The sequence below is a fragment of the Aurantiacibacter marinus genome (assembly GCF_001021555.1).
Lineage (GTDB): Bacteria > Pseudomonadota > Alphaproteobacteria > Sphingomonadales > Sphingomonadaceae > Alteraurantiacibacter > Alteraurantiacibacter marinus.
Genome location: NZ_LDCP01000002.1, coordinates 697,161 through 723,582, shown reverse-complemented (window position 1 = coordinate 723,582; position 26,422 = coordinate 697,161). Strand labels below are relative to the sequence as shown.

Annotated in this window: 26 protein-coding genes and 1 tRNA gene; 15 read left to right on the top strand and 12 right to left on the bottom strand. The window is 59.4% G+C overall.

The features are described 5' to 3' along the window. Positions 1–20: 20 nt before the first annotated feature. Positions 21–761 carry an extensin family protein gene (locus AB731_RS09965; RefSeq protein ID WP_047093241.1) on the bottom strand — a complete coding sequence of 247 codons (741 nt, stop codon included), beginning with the start codon at positions 759–761 and terminating at the stop codon, positions 21–23. Positions 762–955: 194 nt separating this feature from the next. Here AB731_RS09965 and AB731_RS09960 point away from each other — a divergent pair, with 194 nt between their 5' ends. The 4 genes from AB731_RS09960 to AB731_RS09945 all read left to right on the top strand — a co-directional run bounded on the left by AB731_RS09960 (position 956) and on the right by AB731_RS09945 (position 6,294). After that, positions 956–2,116: a phosphoserine transaminase gene (locus AB731_RS09960; protein WP_047093242.1), complete on the top strand. Its 1,161-nt coding sequence runs from the start codon at positions 956–958 to the stop codon at positions 2,114–2,116. A gap of 100 nt (positions 2,117–2,216) precedes the next feature. After that, a complete protein-coding gene (serA, locus tag AB731_RS09955) occupies positions 2,217–3,812 on the top strand; it encodes a phosphoglycerate dehydrogenase (protein ID WP_047093243.1) in 1,596 nt (531 codons plus the stop codon). Between the two features lie 56 nt (positions 3,813–3,868). Beyond that, positions 3,869–4,981 (top strand): ATP phosphoribosyltransferase regulatory subunit, encoded by a 1,113-nt coding sequence (locus AB731_RS09950; RefSeq protein WP_047093244.1) that lies wholly within the window; start codon positions 3,869–3,871, stop codon positions 4,979–4,981. Positions 4,982–5,385: 404 nt separating this feature from the next. Further along, the gene (locus AB731_RS09945) at positions 5,386–6,294 is read left to right on the top strand and encodes an OmpA family protein (RefSeq protein WP_047093245.1); all 909 of its coding nucleotides are present in this window, start codon (positions 5,386–5,388) and stop codon (positions 6,292–6,294) included. A gap of 71 nt (positions 6,295–6,365) precedes the next feature. Here the strand turns inward: AB731_RS09945 and AB731_RS09940 are convergent, their stop codons facing one another. Beyond that, positions 6,366–7,253, bottom strand: coding sequence for an alpha/beta hydrolase (locus tag AB731_RS09940; RefSeq protein ID WP_231638905.1), 888 nt, complete (start codon positions 7,251–7,253; stop codon positions 6,366–6,368). A 179-nt stretch (positions 7,254–7,432) separates the two neighbouring features. Here AB731_RS09940 and AB731_RS09935 point away from each other — a divergent pair, with 179 nt between their 5' ends. Beyond that, entirely contained in the window at positions 7,433–8,722 is a 1,290-nt protein-coding gene (locus AB731_RS09935; protein ID WP_047093246.1) for an adenylosuccinate synthase, read from the top strand. 94 nt (positions 8,723–8,816) lie between these two features. Next, positions 8,817–9,791, top strand: coding sequence for a winged helix DNA-binding protein (locus tag AB731_RS09930; protein ID WP_047093247.1), 975 nt, complete (start codon positions 8,817–8,819; stop codon positions 9,789–9,791). Between the two features lie 76 nt (positions 9,792–9,867). Here AB731_RS09930 and AB731_RS09925 read toward each other — a convergent pair whose 3' ends face one another. The 3 genes from AB731_RS09925 to AB731_RS09915 form a co-directional block, all read right to left on the bottom strand. Beyond that, positions 9,868–10,848 (bottom strand): asparaginase, encoded by a 981-nt coding sequence (locus AB731_RS09925; protein WP_047093248.1) that lies wholly within the window; start codon positions 10,846–10,848, stop codon positions 9,868–9,870. A 208-nt stretch (positions 10,849–11,056) separates the two neighbouring features. Then, positions 11,057–11,132: transfer RNA gene (locus AB731_RS09920), tRNA-Val, on the bottom strand. Positions 11,133–11,452: 320 nt separating this feature from the next. Beyond that, positions 11,453–12,109 (bottom strand): TlpA family protein disulfide reductase, encoded by a 657-nt coding sequence (locus AB731_RS09915; protein WP_231638904.1) that lies wholly within the window; start codon positions 12,107–12,109, stop codon positions 11,453–11,455. On the opposite strand from AB731_RS09915, the gene argH reads away from it, so the two are divergent. The 7 genes from argH (at position 12,072) to AB731_RS09880 (ending at position 17,900) form a co-directional block, all read left to right on the top strand. Next, positions 12,072–13,448 carry an argininosuccinate lyase gene (gene argH, locus AB731_RS09910; RefSeq protein WP_047093848.1) on the top strand — a complete coding sequence of 459 codons (1,377 nt, stop codon included), beginning with the start codon at positions 12,072–12,074 and terminating at the stop codon, positions 13,446–13,448. The two genes, AB731_RS09915 and argH, sit on opposite strands and share 38 nt — an antisense overlap. Continuing rightward, the gene (locus AB731_RS09905; RefSeq protein ID WP_047093250.1) at positions 13,445–13,690 is read left to right on the top strand and encodes a lipoprotein; all 246 of its coding nucleotides are present in this window, start codon (positions 13,445–13,447) and stop codon (positions 13,688–13,690) included. The genes argH and AB731_RS09905 overlap by 4 nt, the downstream gene beginning before the upstream one ends. A 2-nt stretch (positions 13,691–13,692) precedes the next feature. Next, positions 13,693–14,955 (top strand): diaminopimelate decarboxylase, encoded by a 1,263-nt coding sequence (gene lysA / locus AB731_RS09900; RefSeq protein ID WP_047093251.1) that lies wholly within the window; start codon positions 13,693–13,695, stop codon positions 14,953–14,955. A 1-nt stretch (position 14,956) separates the two neighbouring features. Beyond that, on the top strand, positions 14,957–15,745 hold the full coding sequence (locus AB731_RS09895; RefSeq protein WP_047093252.1) for a precorrin-2 dehydrogenase/sirohydrochlorin ferrochelatase family protein: 789 nt from the start codon (positions 14,957–14,959) through the stop codon (positions 15,743–15,745). Positions 15,746–15,849: 104 nt separating this feature from the next. Next, complete coding sequence (locus AB731_RS09890) at positions 15,850–16,011, top strand: hypothetical protein (RefSeq protein WP_156167429.1); 162 nt, start codon at positions 15,850–15,852, stop codon at positions 16,009–16,011. Positions 16,012–16,026: 15 nt separating this feature from the next. Continuing rightward, positions 16,027–16,983 (top strand): hypothetical protein, encoded by a 957-nt coding sequence (locus AB731_RS09885; RefSeq protein ID WP_047093253.1) that lies wholly within the window; start codon positions 16,027–16,029, stop codon positions 16,981–16,983. Then, entirely contained in the window at positions 16,983–17,900 is a 918-nt protein-coding gene (locus AB731_RS09880; protein ID WP_047093254.1) for a hypothetical protein, read from the top strand. The genes AB731_RS09885 and AB731_RS09880 overlap by 1 nt, the downstream gene beginning before the upstream one ends. On the opposite strand, the gene ruvX is transcribed toward AB731_RS09880, so the two are convergent. The 7 genes from ruvX to pyrE are packed head-to-tail and all read right to left on the bottom strand — an operon-like array spanning position 17,897 to position 23,340. After that, the gene (gene ruvX, locus AB731_RS09875) at positions 17,897–18,391 is read right to left on the bottom strand and encodes a Holliday junction resolvase RuvX (protein ID WP_047093255.1); all 495 of its coding nucleotides are present in this window, start codon (positions 18,389–18,391) and stop codon (positions 17,897–17,899) included. The genes AB731_RS09880 and ruvX overlap by 4 nt on opposite strands. After that, complete coding sequence (locus AB731_RS09870) at positions 18,370–19,524, bottom strand: DUF3089 domain-containing protein (RefSeq protein WP_047093256.1); 1,155 nt, start codon at positions 19,522–19,524, stop codon at positions 18,370–18,372. The genes ruvX and AB731_RS09870 overlap by 22 nt, the downstream gene beginning before the upstream one ends. 37 nt (positions 19,525–19,561) lie before the next feature. Beyond that, positions 19,562–20,704, bottom strand: a complete 1,143-nt coding sequence (locus AB731_RS09865; protein ID WP_047093257.1) for an AI-2E family transporter — start codon at positions 20,702–20,704, stop codon at positions 19,562–19,564. Next, positions 20,701–21,594, bottom strand: a complete 894-nt coding sequence (gene lepB / locus AB731_RS09860) for a signal peptidase I (protein ID WP_047093258.1) — start codon at positions 21,592–21,594, stop codon at positions 20,701–20,703. The genes AB731_RS09865 and lepB overlap by 4 nt, the downstream gene beginning before the upstream one ends. Positions 21,595–21,603: 9 nt before the next feature. Continuing rightward, the gene (acpS, locus tag AB731_RS09855; RefSeq protein ID WP_047093259.1) at positions 21,604–22,008 is read right to left on the bottom strand and encodes a holo-ACP synthase; all 405 of its coding nucleotides are present in this window, start codon (positions 22,006–22,008) and stop codon (positions 21,604–21,606) included. Beyond that, positions 22,005–22,760 (bottom strand): pyridoxine 5'-phosphate synthase, encoded by a 756-nt coding sequence (locus AB731_RS09850; RefSeq protein ID WP_047093260.1) that lies wholly within the window; start codon positions 22,758–22,760, stop codon positions 22,005–22,007. Before AB731_RS09850 ends, acpS begins: the two co-directional genes overlap by 4 nt. A 1-nt stretch (position 22,761) precedes the next feature. After that, complete coding sequence (gene pyrE, locus AB731_RS09845; RefSeq protein WP_047093849.1) at positions 22,762–23,340, bottom strand: orotate phosphoribosyltransferase; 579 nt, start codon at positions 23,338–23,340, stop codon at positions 22,762–22,764. A gap of 188 nt (positions 23,341–23,528) precedes the next feature. On the opposite strand from pyrE, the gene coxB reads away from it, so the two are divergent. Together coxB and ctaD are read left to right on the top strand one after the other, a co-directional pair. Beyond that, positions 23,529–24,596 (top strand): cytochrome c oxidase subunit II, encoded by a 1,068-nt coding sequence (coxB, locus tag AB731_RS09840; protein ID WP_231638903.1) that lies wholly within the window; start codon positions 23,529–23,531, stop codon positions 24,594–24,596. A 57-nt stretch (positions 24,597–24,653) separates the two neighbouring features. Next, entirely contained in the window at positions 24,654–26,375 is a 1,722-nt protein-coding gene (gene ctaD / locus AB731_RS09835; RefSeq protein WP_047093261.1) for a cytochrome c oxidase subunit I, read from the top strand. Positions 26,376–26,422: the final 47 nt, after the last annotated feature.

Below are 26,422 nucleotides of genomic sequence, written 5' to 3'. Positions count from 1 at the left end.
CAACCGTTTCACTTACCGCGTTAGCGGCAGTAGGAATTGCCGTCGATTACGCCCTCAACATGGAAGTGATCGCGGTGCGCTGCGTTGTAATCCGGGCCGAGAACCGTGCCAAACCGGCGGCATGCGCTGCGTTGAACAACGCGCAGGAATTCCCGTTCGTCTGCTGATCCGTCCCAGCCGGACTCCACACTGATCACCCGCCCATCGGCCAGCACAAAGCCGCCGATATCAATTGCTGTGCCCGTAGCATGACCTGACCGGCGGTCAGTGCCGGCAACGTTCCGGCAGGAATAGCTACCCATGGTTTGGACACTGGCTAGCCGTGTGCCGAGAATTTCCTGCGCTGCCCGGTCCACGCCGAACCGCACCCACGCGGCAAAGGCAGTGCTGACAGGGCAGGTGACCGGGCCAAGATTGCTGATATTCAGCCGCCCCGAATCCCCCTGCAGTGCATGCATTTGTACCGTGCCCAGGGTGCTGCAGCCCTGATCCCGGTATTGGTCCGGCAACGCTTCGAAACGAACGCCTGCCGAGCCTAGCTGATTGAGGCATTGTGCCGCGGCCGCGTTGCTGGCGATGGGTGCTGCAGATGCAATTCGCGCTCTTGCTGGTGCAACCGAGGCAGATGTCCGGTTTGCAGGCGCTGCGAAAGTGTTCGACTGGGCGGCAAAACCTGCAGAACGGTCATAACTGGTCTGCGGCACGACCGAACAACCTGCCAAAGCAAGGCAAACGGTGGATAAGATCATTGCGCGTTTCATGGCCGTTTACGTACCCTTACAATGGTTAAAGGGCATATCGCAGCTTTGGTTAACAGCGTTGAAACCATTTCCGGAATCAACCGTCGTATCAGATGAAACCGCATTTGCATTTGACTTAACCAACCGTGGCTCTAGTGCCGCCGACGGGCCACGCGGTCCCAACGCCGCGCGAGCTCTCTGTAAGGAGAGAATACATGAGTAATATGCCAGCGCTCAAACCTGAGCGCCCGTTTTTTTCGTCCGGACCTACTTGCAAGCCGCCCGGCTGGTCGCCTGAAAAGCTCGACACCCGTAGCCTCGGCCGTTCGCACCGCTCCAAATATGGCAAAGCCCGTCTGAAATATGCGATCGAGCTGACGCGAGAGCTTCTGGGCGTTCCCGATGACTACCTGATCGGCATCATGCCGGGCTCCGACACGGGCGCTCTGGAATGCGCGATGTGGACGATGCTTGGCGCCGGCCCCGCGACTGTCGCTGCGTGGGAAAGCTTCGGCAACATCTGGATTCAGGATGCGGTCAAGCAGCTGAAGCTGGACAATCTGACGACCATGACCGCCGATTATGGCGAGATCCCCGATCTTGCTTCTATCCCGCAGGACAACGATGTCGTTTTCACCTGGAACGGCACAACGTCCGGCGCACGAATTCCCGATACTGACTGGCTGGAGCCGGGCCGCAAGGGCATCACGATCAACGATGCCACCAGCGCCGTCTTTGCCATGGAGATGGATTGGGCGAAGCTTGATGCGACAACATTCAGCTGGCAAAAAGTGATGGGCGGCGAAGCCCAGCACGGCATGCTGATCCTGAGCCCCAAGGCTGTCGCGCGGCTGGAAAGCTATGATCCGCCATGGCCGCTGCCCAAATTGTTCCGCCTGAAAAAGGGCGACAAGGTCAACACCGAGATATTCGAAGGCGCAACGATCAACACGCCTTCCATGCTGGTGGTGGAAGATTACATCTGGGCGCTGGAATGGGCCAAGTCCCTCGGCGGGCGTTCCGCCATGATTGGCCGTGCCAATGCCAACGCCAAGATCGTTACCGACTGGATCGAAGCCACACCATGGCTGCGCAATATGGCGTCCGATCCTGCGCTGCGGACCAATACTGGCGTGTGCATGGTGTTTCAGGGCGATTGGTATGAAAGCCTGCCCGATGGCGACAAGGCTGCCGTGCCCAAGAAAATCGCCGCCAAGCTGGAAGAGCTGGATGTTGGATATGATTTCAACGGCTACCGCGATGCCCCTCCGGGACTGCGGATCTGGTGCGGCGGTTCTCTCGAGTCCGAAGATATCGCGCGGCTGCTGCCGTGGATCGAATGGGCTTATGAAGAGCTGAAAGCCGGACGGCTTTAGCATTTGGTGAGCCCCGGCGGATGCCGGGGCCTCCCCTCTCGATCAGCAAAATGTTTCAAGAGATCCTGGCCTGGGCCGGGATTCCCACAGGATTAGAACCATGACCAAACCTAAAGTTCTCATTTCCGACAAGATGGACCCCAACGCCGCTCGTATCTTTGAAGAGCGCGGCTGCGATGTGGATGTCATAACCGGCGAAACGCCCGAACAATTGATCGCGCGCATTGGTGAATATGATGGCCTCGCCATCCGTTCCTCCACCACTGTCACGCCTGAAATCCTTGCCGCAGCGACCAATCTCAAGGTGATTGGCCGCGCGGGAATCGGCGTGGATAATGTCGATATCGCCAAGGCTTCGGCCAGCGGTGTGGTTGTCATGAATACGCCATTCGGCAATTCGATTACCACTGCAGAACATGCCATTGCCATGATGCTGGCGCTTGCCCGCCAGATCCCCGAAGCCAATCGCCGCACACAGGCAGGCGAATGGCCGAAGAAGGATTTCATGGGTGTCGAAGTCACTGGCAAGACGCTTGGCCTGATCGGCGCAGGCAATATCGGCGCTATTGTCGCCAGCCGCGCACAGGGCCTGCGGATGAAGGTCATCGCCTACGATCCGTTTCTGACACCCGACCGGGCAATGGAACTCGGCGTGGAGAAGGTTGATCTGGGTACGCTGCTCAAGCGCGCTGATTTCATCACGCTGCACACACCGCTGACCGATGAAACCCGTAATATCCTGTCGCGGGAACGGCTGGAACAGACAAAGCCCGGTGTGCGCATCGTCAATTGCGCACGCGGCGGCCTGATTGATGAGGCGGCGCTGAAGGATGGGCTGGAAAACGGCCACATTGCGGGCGCTGCGCTGGATGTGTTTGCGGTGGAGCCCGCCAAGGACAATCCGCTATTCGGTACGCCGAATTTTATTTGCACACCACATCTCGGCGCATCGACCACAGAGGCGCAGGTCAATGTGGCTTTGCAAGTGGCAGAGCAGATGGCCGATTATCTTGTTACCGGCGGGGTCACCAACGCGCTCAACGTGCCATCGCTCAGTGCCGAGGAAGCTCCGCGGCTCAAGCCTTATATCGCTCTGGGTGAAAAGCTCGGATCGCTGGTCGGCCAGCTTGAAGGACCAGAAGTCCAGTCTCTCACGGTTGAAGTGTCGGGCGCAGCAGCAGAGCTTAACCTGAAGCCGATCACCGCAGCTGTGCTGGCTGGTATGATGCGCACATGGTCGGATACGATCAACATGGTCAATGCACCGATCCTCGCCAAAGAGCGCGGGCTGGACGTGCGCGAAGTGCGCCACGACCGTGAAGGCGATTATCACACCTTGCTGCGTGTAACGGTGAAGACATCTGACCGGGAGCGTGAAGTCGCGGGCAGCCTGTTTGGTGATTCGCAGATGCGCCTGGTTGAAATCGCCGGGACGCGGATCGAAACCGATCTGGAAGGCGATATGATCTACATCGTCAACGAAGATGCGCCGGGCTTCATCGGTCGCCTCGGTTCGACATTGGGTGCAGCGGGCGTCAACATTGGTAACTTCCACCTCGGCCGTCGTCTGCCCGATCGCAATCGCGGGGGCGACGCAGTCCTGCTCCTTTCGCTTGACCAGGCCCCGACCAAGGAAGTCCAGGATGCCGTCTGTGCGCTGGAAGGCGTGAAGAAGGTGCGGGCGCTCAGCTTCTGACAATACAATCGTGATCCCGGCTTCCGCCGGGATCACGAATTGGCTAGGGCGCGCCTATGACTGACCTGACACAAGATCTCCTGCCGGAAGGGCTGGAAGACCGACTGCCTCAAAGTGCGGCTGCTGCGGCGCGTATTCAGCGCGCCATGCTCGATGCGATGGCTGGCCATGGCTATGACCGGGTGCGCCCCCCGCTTATCGAATTCGAACAGAGCATGGCACGCCGGATGGATGGCGTCCGCACCCGCAAACTGTTCCGTTTCGTCGATCCCAAAAGTCTGCGCAGTCTTGCACTGCGATCCGATATGACGGTGCAGATTGGCCGCATTGCCGCCACCAGCCTTGCCGATGCACCGCGCCCGTTGCGACTTTGCTATGCCGGTCAGGTCGCGCGGATTGCAGGGGATATGCTGGATCCCCGGCGCGAATATCAGCAGGTCGGGGCGGAGCTGATCGGTGCAGACAGTGTCGCAGCAGCTGGTGAGATAGTGGAATTGGCGATTGCATCGCTGGAGGTTGCGGGCGCAACCGGCATTTCGGTGGATTTTACGCTGCCCGACCTGGTCGATACACTCGCAGATGGTCCGCTGCCACTTGACGCAGCAACAAGGGAAACTGTCCGGCGGGAACTGGATGCCAAGGATGCCGGCGCACTGGTGGATGCTGGCGGCGCGGCATATTTGCCCCTGATCCACGCTGCTGGTCCATTTGAGGAGGCGGTGGAACGTCTGGCCGCGCTCGACAACACAGGTGCGCTTGGTTCGCGTATAAAGGGCCTGCGCCAGATCGCTGAACGGATTAAAGGGCGCGCCCGGCTGACGCTCGATCCGTCAGAGCGCCACGGGTTTGAATATCAAAGCTGGTTCGGCTTCACGCTCTACGCCGAAGGTGTGCGCGGAGCCTTGGGCCGTGGCGGCACCTATCGCATCGGCGGTAGCGGCGAGGCCGCAACGGGATTCTCGCTCTATCCCGATGCTCTGGTTGAGGCGGTGAAGGCCGATGAACCTATGGGCAAGCGCGTGTTCCTGCCACTTGGCCATGATCGCGCCGCAGCTGATGTTCTGCGTGCTGCAGGCTGGCGCACTGTGGCGGCATTGTCTGATAGCGATGATGGAAAGGCGCTTGATTGCACCCACATCCTCAGCGCCGGAGCTGCCAAGCCGCTTTAGCGCGCGAAGTCTGCAAAGCCCGGCCACAGCAGCGACACATTCGGGATGTATCCATCTTGCGCGAAGCGGTGAAGCGGTGAAGCGGTTTCGCTGTGAGATCAGCAGTGTTGCCAGAGGACGCAAAAATCAGGTTGATCGGCGAAATGTAAAACCGTGGGCAACGGTTCGCCGCATCTTGAGCTCTGACCGGCCCTACAATCAATTGTACCGCCTTAACCATTCATGTGGCAGAAAGGTCGGTCTGAACAGGCAAGTCGTCCGATGCTACGAAGCGTGAGCAATCGGCTTTGCTTCGTGCCTGATGTAAGACCGGGATTCTACAGCCGGACAGCCCGCATTGTGGCCGCCTGAAAATGGTTTGCACATACGCCGGGCCAGCTGAGACAAATTGAAGGAATATCGCAATGAACATGATTTCTAACGGACCGAAACTTTATGCCATGGCTGCCATACTGGCGGTGCCGGCAATGGGCGCTGCCAGCGTGTCTGCGCAGGAACTGGATTCCGCGCAGAACGAGGAAGTGATCAACGTATACGGATCGCCGCCAACTGACCTTTCGGGTTTGGCCCAAGGGCCTGACATCGAAGGCTTCATTTCGGCACGCACCGGCAATACGCTGCAAATCACCAGTCCCGACGGTACGACCACGACGGTGCGTGTTTCCGAAGGAACCGATATCAGAGGGCGCGGGGGCCTGCTCGGCTTGGGACGTACCCGCCTGACAACCGCCGATCTGCTGAATGGTCTGCCTGTTACCGTTGGAACCGTCCAATGGAGCAACAGCTTGCTGGCCAGCAGGGTCCGCTTTTCCAACAGTGATCTTGAAACCGCTGCCATGATCCGCGGTGCCACATCGCAGCGCTTTGCTGAACAGGGTGAGGCGATCGAGGTCAATGCCGCCGCAACTGAGGCATTGCGAGGCCGCGTTGCCAATATCGACCAGTATAACGTCACTGGTGTCACCAACGTGTATTTTGACACCGGCCGGTGGAACCTGACACCTTCGGGCGAAAGCGAACTTTGCTCAGTGGCACGCCAGGCTAACGAAACGCCCAACGCATTGTTGCTGGTCGTTGGTTACACCGATTCGGTTGGCGATCAGGATTACAATCAGGTCCTGAGTGAGCGTCGCGCAGGCCGTGTGGTCAATTTCCTGCAGCAGGAATGCGATTGGGCGCCATATCGCATGATGACCCCGACGGGCATGGCAGAATCGGATCCGTTGGCGGACAACAGCACGCCTGCAGGCCGCGCCCAGAACCGCCGTGTTTCGGTGAATATTCTGGTCAGCAAAGCGCTCGACGGGGCCTGAGATCCCAAAATTCTGAGGTCCTGACATTTTTCAACTGGCGCGTGTTTCAACTGGCGCGTGTGTAGCGCACATCAGCGCAGCACACGCGACAGCCATGCATCGACCAGCGGCGTGGCCGGATAATCCTGATCACCAAGCCGCCGGTTGATTTCACGGTGTCCGCGCAGTCCGCGTCCGGGCACTCTGTGCACTTCGGCGTGCGTGCCTGCATTCACCAGCGCATATCCCAAAGCCTCGCTTTGCATTTGCGCGTCGGGCCGGTCGATGTGCAGGATCAGGAATTCCGCCGCATTGGGGGCGGCGGCATGGAAGGTTGGTGACAGATTCTCCTGCCGTCTGCGCTCCGTCCCGAATGCATTGCGGTAGGTCTGGCTCATCAGCCGCCCACCTTCCTCCATCTGGCGAGGTACATCATATGCTGCCCCGTCTAGCGCCAGGATTCCGCGAATGCTGGTCAGGGCAAGGCCTGCATTCTCAAGATAGGTCGGGTCGGTGCCGACAAGGCTGACGAGATGTGCACCGGCGCTATGCCCGGCCAATACGATACGTTCCCTGTCAAAGCCCAGAACTGGCGCATTGTCCGAAAGATACGCAAGTGCTGCTGCGATGTCGCTTGCCTGCTGCTCGACACTCGAAGCTGGTACAAGCCTGTAATTGAGCGAGGCCACGGCAAAGCCTTGCGATTGCCAGGATGCAAGCATGCTGGAACCGATGGTAGAGCGCATATCGCCGCGCGACCAACCGCCGCCGTGGACAAACACGATCAGCGGCGCTTCGACAGAGGCTCCTGGCCAGTACAATGCCGTCTGCAATTCATCCGCGCCGTATGACATGCGCTGCATCTGCCCTGCAATTTCCGACTGGGTGCCTGCGGCCTGAGTTGCGTCACCCTTGGAAAGAAACACCATAGGGGCACAGGCGAGCAGGACAGGAAGTGCGATTCGCATGGCTTTTCGCATGGCTTTTTCCTTTTTCCGGTGCAGATCTTGCCCGGTGCGTCACATTTCTCCAGTCGCAAAGTGCGATAATTTGTCGCAGGCTCCTTGCGTTGCCCGCAGGGAATACGCCCTGCCATGTTGCCCTTGGCATCACCATTGCCTAGGGCGCGGCGGTTGTTTCTTGAAAGGTTGTACTGCCCATGGCCAATGTCACCGTTATCGGCGCCCAGTGGGGCGATGAAGGCAAGGGCAAGATTGTCGACTGGCTGGCAAGCCGGGCCGATGCCGTGGTGCGCTTTCAAGGCGGCCACAATGCCGGTCACACGCTGGTGGTGGGAGATCAGGTCTACAAGCTAAGTCTGCTGCCCAGCGGCATTGTAACCGGCACGCTAAGCCTGATCGGAAACGGCGTTGTGCTGGACCCGTGGGCTTTGCGCGATGAAATCGCGAAGCTCGAAGGGCAGGGCGTATCGATCACAGCCGACAATTTTGGCATTGCCGACAATTGCGCGCTGATCCTGCCGCTCCACCGGGACCTTGATGGATTACGTGAAACTGCGGCCGGCAAGGGCAAAATCGGCACAACAGGCCGCGGCATTGGCCCAGCCTATGAAGACAAGGTTGGACGCCGTGCGATCCGCTTGTGTGATCTGTCCCATCTGGATGCGTTGGAGCCGCAGCTGGACCGCCTTTGCGCCCATCACGATGCGCTGCGCGCCGGTTTCGGGCAGGACCCTGTCGACCGAGAGGGGCTGCTTGCTGAACTGCGCGAAATAGCGCCGTTTGTGAACCAGTTCGCGCAGCCGGTCTGGAAACGCCTGAATGAAGTGAAGAAAGCTGGTGCAAAGATCCTGTTCGAAGGCGCGCAGGGCGTACTTCTCGATGTCGATCACGGCACCTATCCCTTCGTCACCAGCTCCAACACGGTTAGCGGAACTGTCGCGAGCGGAAGCGGACTTGGGCCCAATGCAGCGGGTTTCGTGCTCGGCATCGTAAAGGCATACACCACGCGCGTCGGCAGCGGACCCTTTCCCACAGAGCTGGAAGACGAGATTGGCCAAAAACTGGGTGAGCGCGGGCATGAATTTGGCACAGTCACTTCGCGCAAGCGCCGCTGCGGCTGGTTCGATGCCGTACTGGTGCGCCAGACTTGCGCGCTATCCGGCGTGACCGGCATTGCGCTGACCAAGATCGACGTGCTCGACGGATTTGAAACGATCCGCATCTGCACCGGCTACCGACTGGGCGACAAGGTACTCGATTATTTGCCTGCCCATGCCGCTGAACAGGCTGCGGTTGAACCCATCTACGAAGAATTCGAAGGCTGGGAAGGCACGACCGTTGGCGCACGCAGCTGGGCCGATCTGCCGGCGCAGGCGATCAAATATATCCGCCGTATCGAAGAACTGGTCGAATGCCCCGTGGCGAGTGTTTCAACAAGTCCCGAGCGTGAAGACACGATCCTTGTGCGGGATCCCTTTGCGGACTGATCCTTAACCCATATTCTTGACATGATCCGTGTTTGTTCTCACTGTGTTCGCAATTCGCGACTCAGGTAAATTCGCGTTTCAGGAGAATTGGGCGATGGCTCAGGCTGATTTTGACTATGCACTGGCTGCCGATGCGGCAGGATTGCCGCTGGCGGTGTCCATCTTTGCCGATTGCGACCTTCTCCGCGGCGATCTTGAAGATGATGTGACGCAGGCCGGCCTGTGTGTGCGTGAACGCGGTAATCTCGATCAATTGCTGGCAGGCGATGCGCGAGCTTTGGGAGAGATAATTCTGGTCGATTGCCCGCAGCCCGATGTTGCCGCCATGGCGACGCTTGCACGGCTTGATGGCAGGGCAGCAAAATCCGGCGCGCGGCTGGTGATTTCCACTTCTATGGAATCGCTCGATGTGGTGTTTGGCTGCTGCTCGCAGTCCAATCCGCAGATACTGGTCAATCCATTGCGGGCAGAGCGTGTGATTGCGCTGGGCCGGCTGCTGGCGGAAACGCCCAATTTGCGCCTACGCGAACTTTCCGAAGATGATCGCCTTACTCTGCTGCGCCTGACCGAGCAGGTTGGCCAAATCGCCAACCGGCTGGACAGATTGGGCAGTGCCGGCAGTGGCTGGGGCCAGAAAGCTGGTGGCGGGGCGTTTCGATTCGAAAGCCCCAAAACCGGCTACCGCGCCGAAAATGAACTGGTGCGCAGGCCGCGTCCGGCGCTCCCCGACGCGCGGCTGGTGCGGCAGATTATCCATCAGCGGAATGCGCGCGGAAAGTTCTTTGATGCAGAGCTGTTTGCGGATCCGGCATGGGATATGCTGCTCGACCTGACTGCCGCGCGTGTGGAGCACTGCCGCGTTTCGGTAACTTCGCTGTGCATTGCGTCAGGCGTTCCGCCCACAACCGCGCTGCGCTGGATTGGGCAGATGGTCGAAGCCGGCCTGTTCGACCGGGTGGAAGACGATGCCGACCGCCGCCGCGCATTTATCGAATTATCAGACAAGGCTGCAGACGCGATGGCGCGCTACTTCGCGGAAATCGGTCAGGATATATTGGCCTTGGCTTAATAGGGGCTTTGGCTTGGTTGGAACGCCGACAAGGCCGGACTACGGCGTAATCTGTTCGCTCAATTCAATACATGAACTAGCGCAGATCGAATGCGGCCTGTGCTTCAACCGGGTCGGCCCGTCCGCTCGCTACTAGCATTTGCAACAGGATACGCGCCTTGGCCGGGCCAAGTGCGCGGGCAGCGATAAAGCCGTTCTGTGCATCTTCCGGTTCGCGATTGACCAGCCCTTCATCAACACGCGTTGCGCGCACGACCGGCACGCCGTTCCGGGCAGCATCACACAGCGCTTCATAAACCGCGTCAGGTGAATTTCCTGCCCCGAAGCCGGCCAGCACGAAGCCTTCCGCCCCCGCTTCAAGCGCGTCCCTGACACTGGCACCGTCCATGCCTGCATAAGCATGAAGGATCGGCACGCGGGGGAAAGTTGCGGGAAAAGTGAAACGCGCCGATTCGTAAGGGCGCCAGGGCGGTGAAAGCCAGTCGACCCCGGCGGGCGTGGCCAGCGCGACGGGCCCGCGCGGGAAACCCTTGAAGGCGTTGGTTCCTCCAGTGTGCGCTTTGCGCACATCGCGCGCTGATAGAACGGTATCGCCCATGACCACCAGAACGCCGCGCCCGGCCGAATCCGGATGCGCGGCAATCTGCACGGCATTGGCGAAATTGCGCAACCCGTCGCTGCCCACAGCATCCGCAGGCCGCATTGCGCCCACCAGCACAACCGGCTTTGTGGTCGGCAGGGTCAGGTCGAGCAGAAAGGCCGTTTCTTCGGCCGTATCTGTTCCATGGGTGATGATGACGCCGCCACAATCAGGGTTATCCATCGCGGCCATACAGGCGTGCTGCAGCTGGGCCCAAATGGCAGGACCGATATTGGCCGAATCGATATTGGCTATTTGCCGGCCTTCCAGCCGCGTGTTGATACCCAGCTCGCGAAACGCGCTGAGGAAATCGGCGATGTCGATCTGCCCGGGGCGGTAATCTGCCCGCGTGGCGGAGCCCGCCTGACCGGCAATGGTGCCGCCTGTTGCAAGGACAAGGATCTTGGGTTCGCTCATATTCTGGCGAATAGACCGGGTTTTTGCTCGATACCAGCAATGTTGGAAGTGTTTCCGGCGCTTTGCCTCAGCCGAGGTGCACCCGCTCTTTGCACTGGAGCTGCGATGAAAAAACGATCCTCCGGATCATTCTCACTGTTCATGGCCCTTCGCTGTCGCTGGGGAATTTTCTTGCAAAACCGTCCCTTGGACGGTTTTGCAAGAAAACTGGTGGGCGATGACAGGCTCGAACTGCCGACCCTCTCGGTGTAAACGAGATGCTCTACCAACTGAGCTAATCGCCCTATAGGAATGCCTATAGCGGGAGCGCCTTAGCGTAAGGTTTGCCCGCGCAAAAGGGATAAGATGCAAGTTTTGAAAATAGCTGTGACCGGATGGGGCATTTCGGGACTGGCTGCGGGCTCGTTGCTGGAACGGCAAGGGCGTCGCGTCTGCGATTCTATCAATGGCTGACACGGGCTTTCACGCCGCCATTCCAGTTCGAATCAATCTGGCCCGAGCTCTTTCGTGATCTGTCCATGGCGTCCAGGCCGTACCTGAAGGCATACATGCTCACTGGCCTCGGCCGAACCAGCCGCCCGCGAGTGGGCCTGGTGTTGCCTGATTATTCGGCGTTTGTGGCCGCAGTCGTCCCCTCCAGCACTTCTTCGCGTGCCTCAGCAGAAGACCAGTCGTAGGCCCCGATCACGCGCCACACCTCTCTGCCGTCCGCATCATAAAGGATCGTAAGCGGCAGTACAGCGCCGCCGCCGTAGGAGAAAGCGAGGTCGTTCTGCTGGTCCATCCAGCGCGGCAAATTCGGCAGATCACGGGCTTCGAAAAACGGCACGACCACTTCGGCTCCGCGCAAGTCCTCGCTCACCGTCAGCACGCGGACATCCCCTTCCAAATCGGCTGCAAGCTCATCCAGCAGGGGCATTTCCACTACGCATGGTGCGCACCATGTCGCCCACAAGTTCAGCAGCACTGGCTCTTTCAGGGCGGCAAGGTCCAAAGTGGCGCCGTCAGGGTCGGTCAGAGTGACGTCGGGAATGGCCTCACCAGCAAAGCTGCGGTTCAATGTGCCCGTCAGCGCGATAGTTTCGCTTGTCCCGTCCGCATTCGCGTTTTCTTGCGTGCTGTCGCTCGCACCGGTATCGCACGCGGTCAACAGGCCCGCCGCAAGGCAGGCGATCAGCAAACTCGAAAGGCGCATTTTGGCCACGGACAATTCCTCCAATACGATGTGGGGCGGCAGATTTGCCGAAGGCCCCTCTGCCATAATGCGCGAGATCAATGCGAGTATCCCGTTCGACAAACTATTGTGGCGACAAGATATAGCCGCGAGCAAAGCGCATGTCGCCATGCTTGCAGCGTGCAAGATCGTCAGCGAGGACGACGCTGCCACGATAACCGGCGGGCTTGACGCGGTTGCTGCGGAATATGCCAGTGACGGTGTACCGGAGGATTGGGACCTCGAAGATATTCACATGACCACCGAAGCGCGGCTGGCGGAAATTGTCGGTCCGGTTGCAGGCCGTCTGCACACCGCGCGCAGCCGCAATGATCAGGTGGCGACCGATTTCCGGCTGTGGGTGCGTGATGAAACCGATGCCCTGGTGGACGCGCTGACGGGTTTGCAACGAGCACTTGTCAATCGTGCAGGCGAACATGCCGGGACAATCATGCCCGGCTTTACCCATTTGCAAACTGCGCAGCCAGTGACGCTGGGCCATCATCTGATGGCCTATTACGAGATGATCGGGCGCGATCTGTCCCGTTTCCGCGATGCCCGGGTGCGGCTCAATCAGTCGCCATTGGGCAGCGCTGCTCTGGCCGGCACTGGCTTTCCCATTGATCGTGAGATGACAGCGCAAGCGCTCGGGTTTGACGGGCCGACATCCAACAGCCTTGATGCCGTGTCCGACCGCGATTTCGCGCTCGATTTTCTGGGGTCAGCCAGCCAGTGCGCCTTGCACCTTTCACGGCTTGCGGAAGAATTCGTGATCTGGGCCAGCCAGCCCTTCGGCTTTGTGCGGATGCCCGATACTCTCAGCACGGGCAGTTCAATCATGCCGCAGAAGAAGAACCCTGATGCGGCGGAATTGGTGCGCGGCCATGCGGGGCGGATCGTCGGGTGCCAGATGGCGCTCATGATGACCATGAAAGGCTTGCCGCTCGCCTATTCCAAGGACATGCAGGACGACAAACCTCCCGTGTTCGAAGCAGCAGCTTTGCTGCAACTGTGTGTTGCTGCCATGACAGGTATGATCGACGGTGCGGATTTCCGAGAGGACCGGATGCGTCAGGCAGCGGAACTGGGCTATGCCACGGCAACCGATCTGGCCGACTGGCTGGTGCGGGAGGCAGACATTCCTTTCCGCGAGGCACATCACATCACCGGCGCAGCGGTAAAGCTGGCGGAGCGCAAAAGCGCGGCGCTAGATGAACTTTCGCTGGAAGAACTGCAGGCCATTGATGAACGGATTGATGAACGTGTGTACGCAGCGTTGTCGGTGGAGGCATCGGTGGCGGCACGCAATTCCTATGGCGGCACCGCGCCCGAGCAAGTACGCGCACGGGTTGCAGAGGCCCGCAGCAAATCAGGAATGGAAACATGATTCACAGGACCACTTCGGCCATTGTCGCTGTCCTGCTTCTGGCCGGTTGCGGCCAACGCACCGATTTGCAGCCTACCGCCGGGCAAACGCTTCCGGAGGCACCATACGGAGCGACCGAACCGCTCGACGCGAACGAATTGCTCGCTCTCGACCCGCAAGCTGCGCCAGAACGCAGCGTTGAACTGCGGCGCGAAAGCGAAGAGCGCGAAGACGATCCGTTCGACTTGCCACCGGAAGGCTGACCGTGGACCATTTTCACATTCACGGCGGCGAATTGTATGCCGAAGACGTTCCCCTTTCGCGCATCGCGCAAGAGGTTGGAACCCCTGTATACGTATACTCGCGCGCCACGTTTGAACGCCATGCACGTGTTTTTCGCGAAGGCTTGAGCGGGCTTGAAAGGCCGCCGCATCTTGCTTTTGCCGTCAAATCCAATCCCAACCTTGCTGTCTTGCGCCTGCTCGGCCGCGAAGGATACGGTGCGGATGTCGTATCGGGTGGAGAACTCGCCCGTGCGCTGCTGGCGGGGATGCCGGCGCATGATATCGTGTTCAGCGGCGTGGGCAAAACCGATACCGAACTGGCGCAGGGCCTTGATGCCGGCATTGGCCAATTCAATATTGAATCGAGCGAAGAAGGGCGGGAGCTTGCCGCCATCGCTGCGGCGCGCGGACAAGTTGCCCGCTGCGCTTTGCGGGTCAATCCCGATGTCGATGCGGGCACGCATGACAAGATTTCGACCGGCAAGGCGGACAACAAGTTCGGCGTACCGATCGACCGCGCACCGGAATTGTTTGCCGAGCTTTCGGCGCTTCCCGGCCTCGATCTGCGCGGGCTTGCAGTGCATATCGGCAGCCAATTGTCCGAGCTTGCTCCGCTGGAGGCCGCTTTTGCAAAGCTCGCTGACAGCCTGCGCACCTTGCGCGGCGGGGGCCATACGATCAGCCACATGGATCTGGGCGGCGGACTTGGCGTGCCTTACCGCAAGGGAGAAGTGCTCCCTAGTCCTGCGGAATATGGTGAGATGGTGGCGCGCGTCACGAAGGGGTGGGATGTCACCCTCATGTTCGAACCGGGCCGCGTGATTGCGGGCAATGCGGGCGTTTTGCTGACCCGCGTAATCCGCGTGAAGCGCGGGCTGAACGATCCATTCGTGATCGTCGATGCCGCGATGAACGATCTTGCGCGGCCAGCCCTTTACGGCGCGTGGCACGATTTCGATGCGGTGAAGCCGTCTGGCGAGCGGATGACCGCCAATATCGTCGGCCCGATCTGCGAAACGGGAGATACCTTTGCCATGGGCCGCGAAACGGACGCGCTTGTCTCTGGCGATCTGGCCGTCTTCCGCACCGCAGGCGCATACGGCGCAACCATGGCCAGCAGCTATAATTCGCGCGGCTTTGTGGCTGAAGTGATGGTCGATGGATCGGACTTTGCCGTTGTTGCCGACCGTATTCTGCCAGGCGCGATTGCTGACGCTGAACGCGTGCCCGACTTTCTCGCCTGACATGCAGCAATTGCCACTTTTCCACACGATTACCGGGCAACCTGTAATCGTGCTGGGTGAAGGAGAAATGGCCGAACCCAAGCGCCGCCTGGTGGAGCGCGCAGGTGGGCGCGTGGTCGCAGATATGCAGGAAGGGCTGGATGAAGGCGCGCGGCTTGCTTTCGTGGCGCATGATGATCCGGCCATGTGCGAATCCGATGCGATTCGCCTGCGCTGCGCGGGCCTGCTGGTGAACGTGGTGGACCGGCCTGAGCTTTGTGATTTCACCACTCCCAGCATTCTTGACCGGGACCCGGTGCTTGTTGCCGTCGGGACAGGCGGTGCCTCTGCCGGGCTGGCCAAGCAGTTACGTCTGCGGCTGGAAAAGCTACTTCCTGCCGATCTTGGCGTGTTGGCCGCCAACTTATCAAGTGCCCGCGATGCCATCCGCGCCCGTTTTCCTGCCATGCCGGAGCGGCGCCGGGCATTGGATGGGGCGTTAGGAGAAGGCGGAATGCTTGATCCGCTTGGGGGGGGAAGCGCAGGCCGGGTCGAAATGTGGCTAGCGGACGCTGGCGCCCCTTCGCAGGCGCAGCTGCACGAATTTACGCTTTCCAGCGACGATCCCGAAGATCTGACGCTGCGTCAGGCACGGCTTCTCGGCATGGCCGACGCAGTTCTGGCCGACCCGCGGATTCCTGCGCGCATCATAAACCGCGCGCGCGCCGATGCGGCGCGTTTCGAACTGCCGCTTCAAGAGCCCATGCCGGAAGGCTTGATAGTCATTCTGAATTGGTGTGAAGAGAAATAAAGAGCTGTATTACAGTAATTTAATTTTCAATAACTGCTATATCTCGGCAACCCATTTTCGTGGTTCGGCAATCTGTCGCACCATCCGAAAACGGAGAGACCGAAATGAAATTTCCCTCAATCGATCTGGCGAGTTTGCCTGATCTGAACACTCTGACCGGTATGTTCGGCAGCGGCCAGGCACAGACACCGGGCCATGACGATACAATCATTGTGCTGGCGACCATGCTGTACGATGCCATGCCTCCCACGACGACATTGTTCTGACAATCGGGCCAGACGATGGATATTGACCCTTTCATCGCGGCGTTGCGGAATGATCGTGTTCCGCAACGCCAGGCTCAGGCGGCCATGGATGTCGCGCGCAAGGCCTGGCAGGCAGAACCGGGCGCGTTTGAAATGATGATGGAGATGGGGCGGTTTGGCGAAGGCGCCCCGCTGGGTGCCTGCCCCATGCTCGACAATGTCTTTACCCAAGGCGGTGAGGGCGAGAGAATCATGGTACGGCTATCGCACCATTATTGCGCGGCCCTTCGCGATCATCCGATTGGACATCCGCCTTTTCGTCATGGCTTCAACGGTTTGGCAGGAACCATATTGCTGGCCCGGTCAGGCCGTGCGCAGCTGACGCTCCAGAGCCGTGAACCTGGGAAAACGGTAAGCACCGGGCATCAATTCTCCGATGCCGAACGCTTCGATGCTGTTTTGGCCGGCGTGGCGGAGGCGCGAATTGTGCGGGCCCGGTCCGCAGGTGAGCGCAAGATGCAGTTTGACGCCGAACATATCTCACTCCGGGGCGGAGCAAGGCTCGGGCTTGATCTGAACAGCGAGACACTGGTGGTCGAGAGCGTCAGTCGCCGCCTTGTGATCCTGCGCTTGAGCCGGAGCGCCAGTGACCCTCAACCGGTTCGCGATTATGATGCAGCTACCGGTGAACTGCTCATGCAGAGTGCTGGCGCGCTTGCGACGAGCCGGCAGGAGGCGATTACCGCCTTGCTGGGCCGCATGGGCCGCTGCGATGCTGCACCGCTGATGGCGAAAACGGCGCTGGACTGCGGGGATGCCTCGCTGCGCTGGCAATCTTTGCGTGAATGTCTTGCGCTGGATAGCGAGGTCGGCTTTCGGGCGCTGGTTCGTCTTGCGCGCCGCGCAGGAGATCCGCTTGCCGCTCCTGCCGGAGCGCTGCGCGCACAACTGCTTGAAGCCAATCCCCAATTTGCCACGCTGGAGACCGTCTGATGCCGCGCGCAATCGATTGCCTTGATCAAACATCATGCGAACTGGAAGAGTGCATTGCTGGGCTGCACGACGGCGGCTTTCGTCCATGGGAGGAGGACAGCCTGCTTTCCGGGGCGCGTTGGCTTCGCCGCCTGGGCAACAACCGCAGCTTCCTTGGCGATATGTTGGTCGACGAGTTGAAACGCGGACCGAAGGCTGCCGAAGAGGCGGCGGCGTACGGACCACAAGTTGTCATGCTTTCCCCACTCGGCAGCGAATTTTTCATGCGTGCAAATTTCTGGCCAAGCGGAGACGAGCACATGTTCCGAGCAAGCGGAAAGGCCGCCTTCAGTTATGAATTGCCGCACGATCACAATTTCGATTTCCTCACCACCGGCTATTTCGGGCCGGGCTACTCGAGCGATTATTGGGAATATGATTACGACCAGGTCGCAGGCATTGTTGGAGAGAAGGCAGGGCTGCGCTTTATCGAACGCTCCACGCTGACGCCGGGCAGGCTGATGCATTACCGCGCGCATAAGGATGTGCATTCGCAGCTCCCGCCGGAAAGCCTTTCGGTTTCGATCAACATCATGCACGCTGGCGGCGCGCAGGGCTGGCTCGATCAATACCGGTTCGATGTCGAGAAGGACGAGATTGCAGGCGTCATCAGCGCAGGTGGGAGCGAGACGTTTCTGCGTGTGGCGGTGGGGCTGGGGGGCGAAGAGGCGCGCGATCTTGCAGTCCACTTCGCCGGGTCGCACCCCAGCGACCGCATGCGGCTGGTCGCGCTGGATGCGCAGGCAGGCGTGCTTGATGTGCAGGCCCGCGATGATTTGTGGCGAATTGCGGAAGGTTCGGGCAACAGGCTGGTGGCAACAGAAGCGACACAGCGTCGCCGCGCGCTGGCCCCGGCACTAGAACCGGCCTCTGCCTAAAGGATGCCTCCAGCCAGTCGGTCAATCGCAGCTTGCAGAATGATGGCAGCGGCATGGCTGTCGATACGCACCGCACGTTTTGCACGGCTGAAATCCTGCGCGATCAGATCCCGCTCTGCGCTGGCGGTCGACCACCGCTCGTCCCACAGCAGCACCGGCAATTCCAGCACAGCCAGATTGCGCGCAAAAGACCGGCTTGCCTGTACCCGCGGCCCGGCCGTGCCATCCATGTTGAGCGGCAGACCGATAACAATTCCCGCCACACTGCGATCCTTGCAGATGGCCTCAAGCGCTGCCTTGTCGCGCGCGAACTTGCCTTTGGGGATCGTCTTGCCGGCCGTCGCAAAGCTCCATCCGGCATCGCATATAGCGACGCCGATCGTCTTGGTGCCAAGGTCCAGTCCCATCAGCACGCCGCCATCGGGCAGCGCGTCACGAAACGTGGCGGCGTCCTCTGTGACCAGCGTGGTTATGGCCGGGCCTGCTGCCATGCACCCACGCGCCGTACGACGTCCTGTTGCAGGTTTTTCCAAAACAACGGGATGTCATACACGTGGTAATTGTTGCCCGGCAGCACGTACTGGCCGAGTTCGGGTGGATCACCAATAAGCAACAGTCCATTGGTATCGCAGCGTGCAGGAACTGCCCCGACAACAAGTTCTCCTGTGGTCAGATCATCCTCTGGCACAAGCGTTCCGAGATTCAGAGCCATACCTGCCTCTCCATTCAACATCCCGTTCAGGGGGTTCACGCAAAGAATAGGGCTGTTTCCGCGCGGCTCGCCATCACTGCCAGGGATCGCGGCGTAGCGGCGGAAGAATTGGCCCGGCTCTGCAGGTTCGGCAAAGCTGGCCCAGCTCATGATGCAGCCAGCCTGTTCGGGCGTAGCGCAGGCGGGCAAACCCAGGCTGGGCAAATCATGTTCAATGCTGATCGGCCAACCTACGGGATAGGCCATCGCAATCCGCGATTGCAGCGGCGTTCCGGTAATGCGTTTTTCCAGCAACCTGGCGACGTGATAGCCGCCTTGGCTGTGTCCGGCGAGAACGATGGGCATATCCTCCGGGATCGAGTCCAGAAAGAAGTCGAAGGCCTGGTCAATATCGGCATAAGCCGCCTCCAGGGCCTGCGTGGCCTCTGGCAGATCGGTGATGAACGCGCCGAATGTGGCTTGGCGATAACGCGGCACCCATATTTCGCTCGCCTGGTTGAAAGCGCTACCGAGCCCCCGCACCATCAGTCGCGCACGGTCCTGCGATTCCTCGTCATCGAGAGAAGCGTTCCACTGGCGCGCATCGAAGTAACTTGTGGGGTGAACGAAGAATACCGCAAAGCGGGGCGGATCTTCCTGCGAAATCAACGCAGGCGGCAGCGGCTCGCTCTGTGATGTCGTCGCCGCCTGCGCACTACCTCTGCGTGGTTCCGCCGCATCAGCTTCTGCAAAAGCCGGCTGCCAGCGTGCCGGATCATTCTGCACACCCTTTCCGGGGCGGCTGAACCACATGTCCGGATCTTGATAGCTGTTGCTGTCGAGCGGGTCCTGCTCGACGAATTCGGTGTTGGGGACGAAGGCGATTTCGGTCAGTTCATCATCGAACATGCGCAGCGCGAACAATCCCGCCATCACAAGAACGATCAAAAAAACGATGGTATAAAGGAACTTACGCAGTGGTCTTCTCCATTGGTCCGGCTTTGTTTGCCAGCGCCCCTTCTTCAATCGCCATGTCTTCGGCATCCTTCGACTTGGCCCGCTGTTCCAGCGCCACCTTGATCATTGCCAGCAAAGGATCGGCAAGAAACAAGCCGAGAATGCCGAACAATATGCCCATAATCAGCTGCATTCCAAGCACCAGTGCCGGGGCCAGATCCACCGTTTTGCGGGCAATCATCGGTACAATCAAATAACCGTCGATATTCTGAACGAGGAAATATACGATAATCGTATATACTCCCATCTGAACGCCGCCGGAAAACCCTACCAGCACCATCAGTACACCGGAAATTACCGCGCCGATATTGGGCACAAAGGCCAGCAAGCCTGTCAGTATTGCCAGCAATGCAGCCATCGGGATCGCGTCGCCCGTGATCAAACCGTAAGCAAGCAGCATGAGATAGGTAAAAATACCTTCGAAAACCATGCCGACGATACGGCCAAACATCAGCCGCCGCATCGTAAAGCCCATCTTGTTGACCATTTCATGGAATTCGCTGCGCCGGCCCCGCGGCATCATCCACGCCACACCGCGTTCATAAAGTTTTGGTTCTACAGCAACATAGATGCCAATGATCACGATCAGTACAAATGTGGTCAGTCCGCCAAATACGCCGCCTATTGCACGTGTCACGGTGCCAGCTCCGCTCGCCAACTGACCAAAAATGGATTGCACATTACTGTCGCTGATCGCGAAGCCCCTGGCGCGCAGCCAGTCGATCGACGCGTCCAGTTGGCGGCTGACAATATCAGGAAATTCGGCCGCCTGCTGCGAGATCTGAGAGCCTGCAAACATGCCGAGCCAGACTGCAAATCCAACGCCGCCAAGCAACACAATGGCAAGACGCCAGGCCCGGCCAATCGGCAATACTCTGCCAAGCAGGCGCGAACCGCCATCGACCATTGCGGCAAATACCATCGCGCCGAAGATCACCAGCAGGCTTTGAGATATGTAAACGGCAAGCACGACCAGGCCGACAATTGACACCCAGACAAAGGCGCGCGCGGCTTCATATCGCAGTTCCGGGCTGGATATGCGGGCAGGGCTGGCTCCCATATCGTCGTCTATCGAATTTTGCTCAGGAGCACTCATTCCGCCACCTCTCCGCGCAGTTCGGGCCTGAGGCTGGTCCAGCCGCGCCCATCACGCAAGGCCCCCAACCACGTGAGCGGGTTATAGCTGGCGCTGCCGTCGAGCGAGAATGTAAGGCGTTCGGCCCTTCCGCCAACATTGGTCAGCGGTACCGGACCACCAAGGCCATTGCAGTCGAAGCAGGCAGGCGAATTCGCCTCGGCGCGGCTGTCTGACGAATGATCGCGGTTGTCACCCATTAAGAAAACATGTCCTTCTGGCACTAGAACAGGCTCCATATTATCAAGTCGCAGGCCGTTTATATGGTCGATAATCAGATAGCTTGCGCCATTGGGAAGCGTTTCACGGTATGTCGGCGGTTCAAATACTTGAGAGCCGTCTTCCAGAGTGACCCGGTATTGTTCAAACGCACTGAGGCAGGGATGCTTCATGCCGAAACCGGCATCGCACAGATTATCGTTTTCGGCCGGCAGCCTCACCGGCGGCTCCATATCCTGTGGCACCGGCTCCCCGTTCAGAATGATCTGCCCATCGACCAGAGCGATTGTATCGCCCGGCAGTGCAACCACCCGCTTGATGTAATCCTCGCCTCTGTCAGGCGGTACGGCGATAACGATGTCGCCATATTCGGGAGTGGCCGGAGCAATGCGCCAGTCATCGCGCGGAAAAATGTGGAAACTCGCGGATACCCAGCTCCAGCCGTAGGGATATTTGCTCACGATCAGCCGGTCACCGACCATCATATTGGGCACCATACTGGCGCTGGGTATGTAAAACGGTTTGGCGATGAAAGTGTGAAATGCCAACACTGCAAGCAGCATCAACGCCAGTCCGCGAACTTCTGCGAACCAGTCGGTCGTTTCAGGCTTGGACGTGTCGTCGGCGCTCATGGCACTGGGTCAGGCTTTCGGATTGGCTTCCAAAATCACGAAGGCCTGCGCCCATGGGTGATCGTCGGTGAGGGTCAGATGAATGGTTATACTATGTCCGGCAGGAGTTAGTTCCGCCAGCCGTACCGCTGCGCCTCCTGTCAGCTCCAGCGTGGGCGCACCGCTGGCCGCGTTGACGACTCCGATATCCTTCATGAAAACGCCGCGCTTGAAGCCGGTGCCCACTGCCTTGGAAAACGCCTCCTTGGCGGCAAATCGCTTGGCATAAGTGCCCGCCTGCGTATGCGGCCTGCGCGCGGCCTTGGCGTTTTCGATATCGGTAAAGGACCGCTGGCGAAAGCGATCACCCCACCGGTCGAGCGAATTCTGTATACGCTCGATATTGCACAGGTCTGATCCAAGACCGATAATCACCGCGCCAGATCCATCAGTTCGCGCATTTTGAGCACGGCTGGCTCTAGCCCGTCGAAAATCGCCTCGCCAATGAGATAATGCCCGATATTCAGTTCTGCGAGCTGCGGAATGGCGGCGATTGGCTGCACGTTGTCATAGGTAAGGCCATGCCCGGCGTGCGGCTCGATACCGTTCTTCGCGGCGAGGGCGGCCATGTCGGACAGGCGCTTCAACTCGCGTGCAACGCGCTCCTGATCACTGGCCGCCATCGCGTGCGCATATTCGCCGGTGTGAAACTCCACCACCGGCACGCCCATTTGCAGCGCGCTGTCGAGCTGGCGTTCGCTTGCCTCGATAAACAGCGACACCCGAATGCCTGCATCCTTCAGCCGCGTGACGATCGGCTGGAGGTGATTGTGCTGGCCTGCGGCATCCAGCCCGCCTTCGGTCGTGCGCTCCTCCCGCTTTTCCGGGACGATGCAGGCAGCATGCGGCATGTGGGAAAGCGCGATGGCCAGCATTTCGTCGGTCGCGGCCATTTCCAGATTGAGCGGCAGGTCGGTTGCTTCCTGAATGCGCTTCAAATCCTCATCGCGGATATGGCGGCGGTCTTCGCGCAGGTGCGCGGTGATCCCGTCGCCGCCGCAAGCCGCCACTATCTGCGCTGCGCGCACCGGATCAGGATGATCGCCGCCGCGTGCGTTTCGGATGGTCGCAACGTGATCGATATTGACGCCCAGCCTGAGACTGTTGGGGCGAGAGGGATGGGCCATGTTACGCGCGGCTCCCCGGCTTGGTGATCGGGATATCGGCCAAAGCGTCGGGCACGTCATCTTCGGCATAGGTCGGGAAATCAATGCCGATGAGCGGGAAGAACGGCACACCAAGGTCCGCCGTGCCGCCGGAACGGTCCACCAGGGAAACTTCCGCCAGCACTTCGCCGCCTTCACGGCCAACAGCGGCAATCGCCTCGCGGCTGGAAAGGCCGGTGGTCACGACATCTTCGACCATCAGCACCTTCGCGCCGGGTTGCAGTGCGAATCCGCGGCGCAGATGAAACTCGCCATCTGGCCGTTCCAAAAACATCGCATCAAGGTTCAGCGCGCGGCCCATTTCGTGCCCGATAATAATGCCGCCCATCGCCGGGCTGACCACAGCATCCAGCGAATCAAGTATTTCGCCGGGGATACATTCAGCCAGCGCCTCGGCCAGTTTGGCGGCGCGATGCGGATTCATCAAGACGCGGGCGCATTGCAGATAATGGCCGCTATGCCGCCCGGAGCTCAGCTTGAAATGACCTTCCAACAGAGCGCCGCAGCCGCGAAATTCGGCGAGTACCTCTTCCTGTGTCATGGCCATTTCGCCTAAACCTTTCGCGCTGCGAGTATATCAGGGACCAAGGGACGCATGGACCCTTTCGAAAAAAGTCCCTAGATGTGGTTGAGACAACGAGCAAGCGTGGGTATACGCCCGCCAGACTCAGCCACTGCCTGGCTGCCGGGCCATATGTCCGGGTGGAAAAAACGGAAAGCATCTCAGCAATGAATTTCGGCACAATTGCCCGCAACAAAATGCACTTCCTGACCATGCTGGTAGCAGCATTTATGGTCGCCATCGCGCCGTCCGGTGCGGTTGCGCAGGACATTTCAGCGCCTGCCTCTACCGTGGATGCGGCAGAGGTTGTGGCCGAAAGCGTAGCTGACGGCGAAGTCGTGATCGACGAAACAGGCGGTTTCGAACATTTCGGCCCGGATCGTATCCTTGGCCAGCCGACCTCGGCAGACGAGGACATGCTGGCATCGATGACGTTCCAGGACCAGTACACCGCGAACGGTAATTACGCTTTGTGGATGCACGATGCGATCTTGCTGCCGATTATTTTCGCAATCAGCCTTTTCGTCCTCGGTTTGCTCTTGTGGGTCATCGCTCGCTATCGCCGTGCTGCCAATCAGGTGCCTTCGAAGACGAGCCATAATACGCTGATCGAAATCATCTGGACGGTTGTTCCGGTCATCATCCTGGTGGTGATTGCGGTGCCATCCATCACTCTGCTGGCGCGCCAGTATCAAGCTCCGCCAGAGGATGCGATCACGATCAAGGCCAATGGCTACCAGTGGTATTGGGGCTATGAATATCTCGACAATGGCGGTTTTGAAGTCATTTCGAACATGCTGGACGAAAGCGAAGCGCTGAGCGCGGGTGAACCCCACCAGCTTGCCGTCGATAACCGCATGGTTGTGCCGGTTGGTGTTCCAATCCGTCTGCAGGTTTTCGGTGCCGACGTGATCCACTCGTTCGCCGTGCCCTCGCTGTGGTTCAAGATGGACGCCGTTCCAGGGCGCATCAACGAGAAGATCCTCCTGATCGAGGAAGAAGGCATCTATTACGGCCAGTGCATGGAATTGTGCGGTGCCCGTCACGGATACATGCCCATCACCGTCGAAGCGCGCAGCATGGAAGACTACAATGCCTGGGTTGCGATGCAGCCAGGCGGTATGACCCGCGCCCAGATCCAGGCAGAAGATGCCGCTGCTGCGGCTCCGGCGCCTGTGGAAGAAGCAACTGACGATGGTACCGAAGAAGGCGAGGCGGTTGAAGCCGCTGCGTAATTCTTACCGATCCGATTTTTTTGAACGACGAATATAGAAAACAAGGTCCACGAAATTATGGCCACCACCGCTGAAGGTTTTGACGCTCACCACGAAGATCACGCCGCGCATGATCACGCTGATCACAAGCCCGGCTTTTTTGCTCGCTGGTTTATGTCGACCAACCACAAGGATATCGGCACGCTTTACCTGATCTTTGCGATTATCGCAGGGATCATAGGCGGCGTCATTTCGGGCGCCATGCGCGCTGAACTGGCCGCGCCGGGCCTGCAATATATGGGCATGATCGTTGATATGATGGGCGGCGATGGTTCGTCTTTCGATCAACAGGGTCACATGTGGAATGTGCTGATCACGGCGCACGGCCTGATCATGGTATTCTTCATGGTGATGCCTGCCATGATCGGCGGGTTCGGCAACTGGTTCGTGCCATTGATGATCGGTGCGCCTGATATGGCGTTCCCGCGCATGAACAACATCAGCTTCTGGCTGACCGTTGCGGGCTTCTTCTCGCTCTTGTTCTCGCTGTTCGTGCCGGGCGGTGTTGGCCTTGGTGCCGGTACTGGCTGGACGGTTTATGCTCCGCTTTCGACAAGCGGCTCCGTTGGTCCGGCAGTCGATTTCGCGATCTTCTCGCTCCACCTTGCGGGCGCAGGTTCGATCCTTGGTGCGACAAACTTCATCACCACCATTTTCAACATGCGTGCGCCGGGTATGACCCTGCACAAAATGCCACTGTTCGTGTGGTCGGTGCTGGTCACAGCCTTCTTGCTGCTTCTGGCACTTCCCGTGCTTGCTGCTGCCATCACCATGCTGATTACGGACCGTAACTTCGGAACAACCTTCTTCGATCCCGCCGGTGGCGGCGATCCGGTTCTGTACCAGCACCTGTTCTGGTTCTTCGGTCACCCTGAAGTTTACATCATGATCCTGCCGGGCTTCGGCATGGTCAGCCAGATCGTGGCGACCTTCAGCCGCAAGCCGGTGTTCGGCTATCTCGGCATGGCCTATGCCATGGTCGCGATTGGTGTGGTCGGCTTCATCGTTTGGGCGCACCACATGTACACGGTCGGTCTGGACGTGAACACGAAGATGTATTTCACCGCGGCAACGATGGTGATTGCGGTGCCCACGGGTATCAAGATCTTCAGCTGGATCGCGACGATGTGGGGCGGCAGTATCGAGTTCAAGTCACCGATGGTGTGGGCGATGGGCTTTATCTTCCTGTTCACAGTCGGCGGCGTTACCGGCGTTGTGCTGGCCAATGGCGGCATCGATGATAACCTCCATGACTCTTACTACGTCGTGGCACACTTCCATTACGTGCTGTCGATGGGTGCAGTGTTCTCCATCTTTGCGGGCTTCTACTACTGGTTCCCGAAGATGAGCGGTCGCTGGCATTCCGAATTCCTCAGCCATTTGCACTTCTGGGTGTTTTTCATCGGTGTGAATGTGATCTTCTTCCCGCAGCACTTCCTCGGACTGAACGGGATGGCGCGTCGCTACCCTGATTACACGGCTGCGTTTGAATACTGGAACCAGATTTCCAGCTACGGCTATGTGATTATGGCAGGTTCGATGATCATCTTCTTCGTGAACATCGGTTATGCTCTGGTCGCCGGGAAGCGCGCTGCAGGTAACTACTGGGGCGAAGGCGCAACGACGCTGGAATGGAGCCTTTCCAGCCCGCCGCCGTTCCACCAGTTCGAAACGCTGCCGGTGATCGAAGATCATCACAGCGCGGATGATCACATCAGCGATCGCCCAGCGACCGCTTAACGGCGAACCCTCTCGCCAAGACACGTAAATGAGAGGGGCGCGCCGGT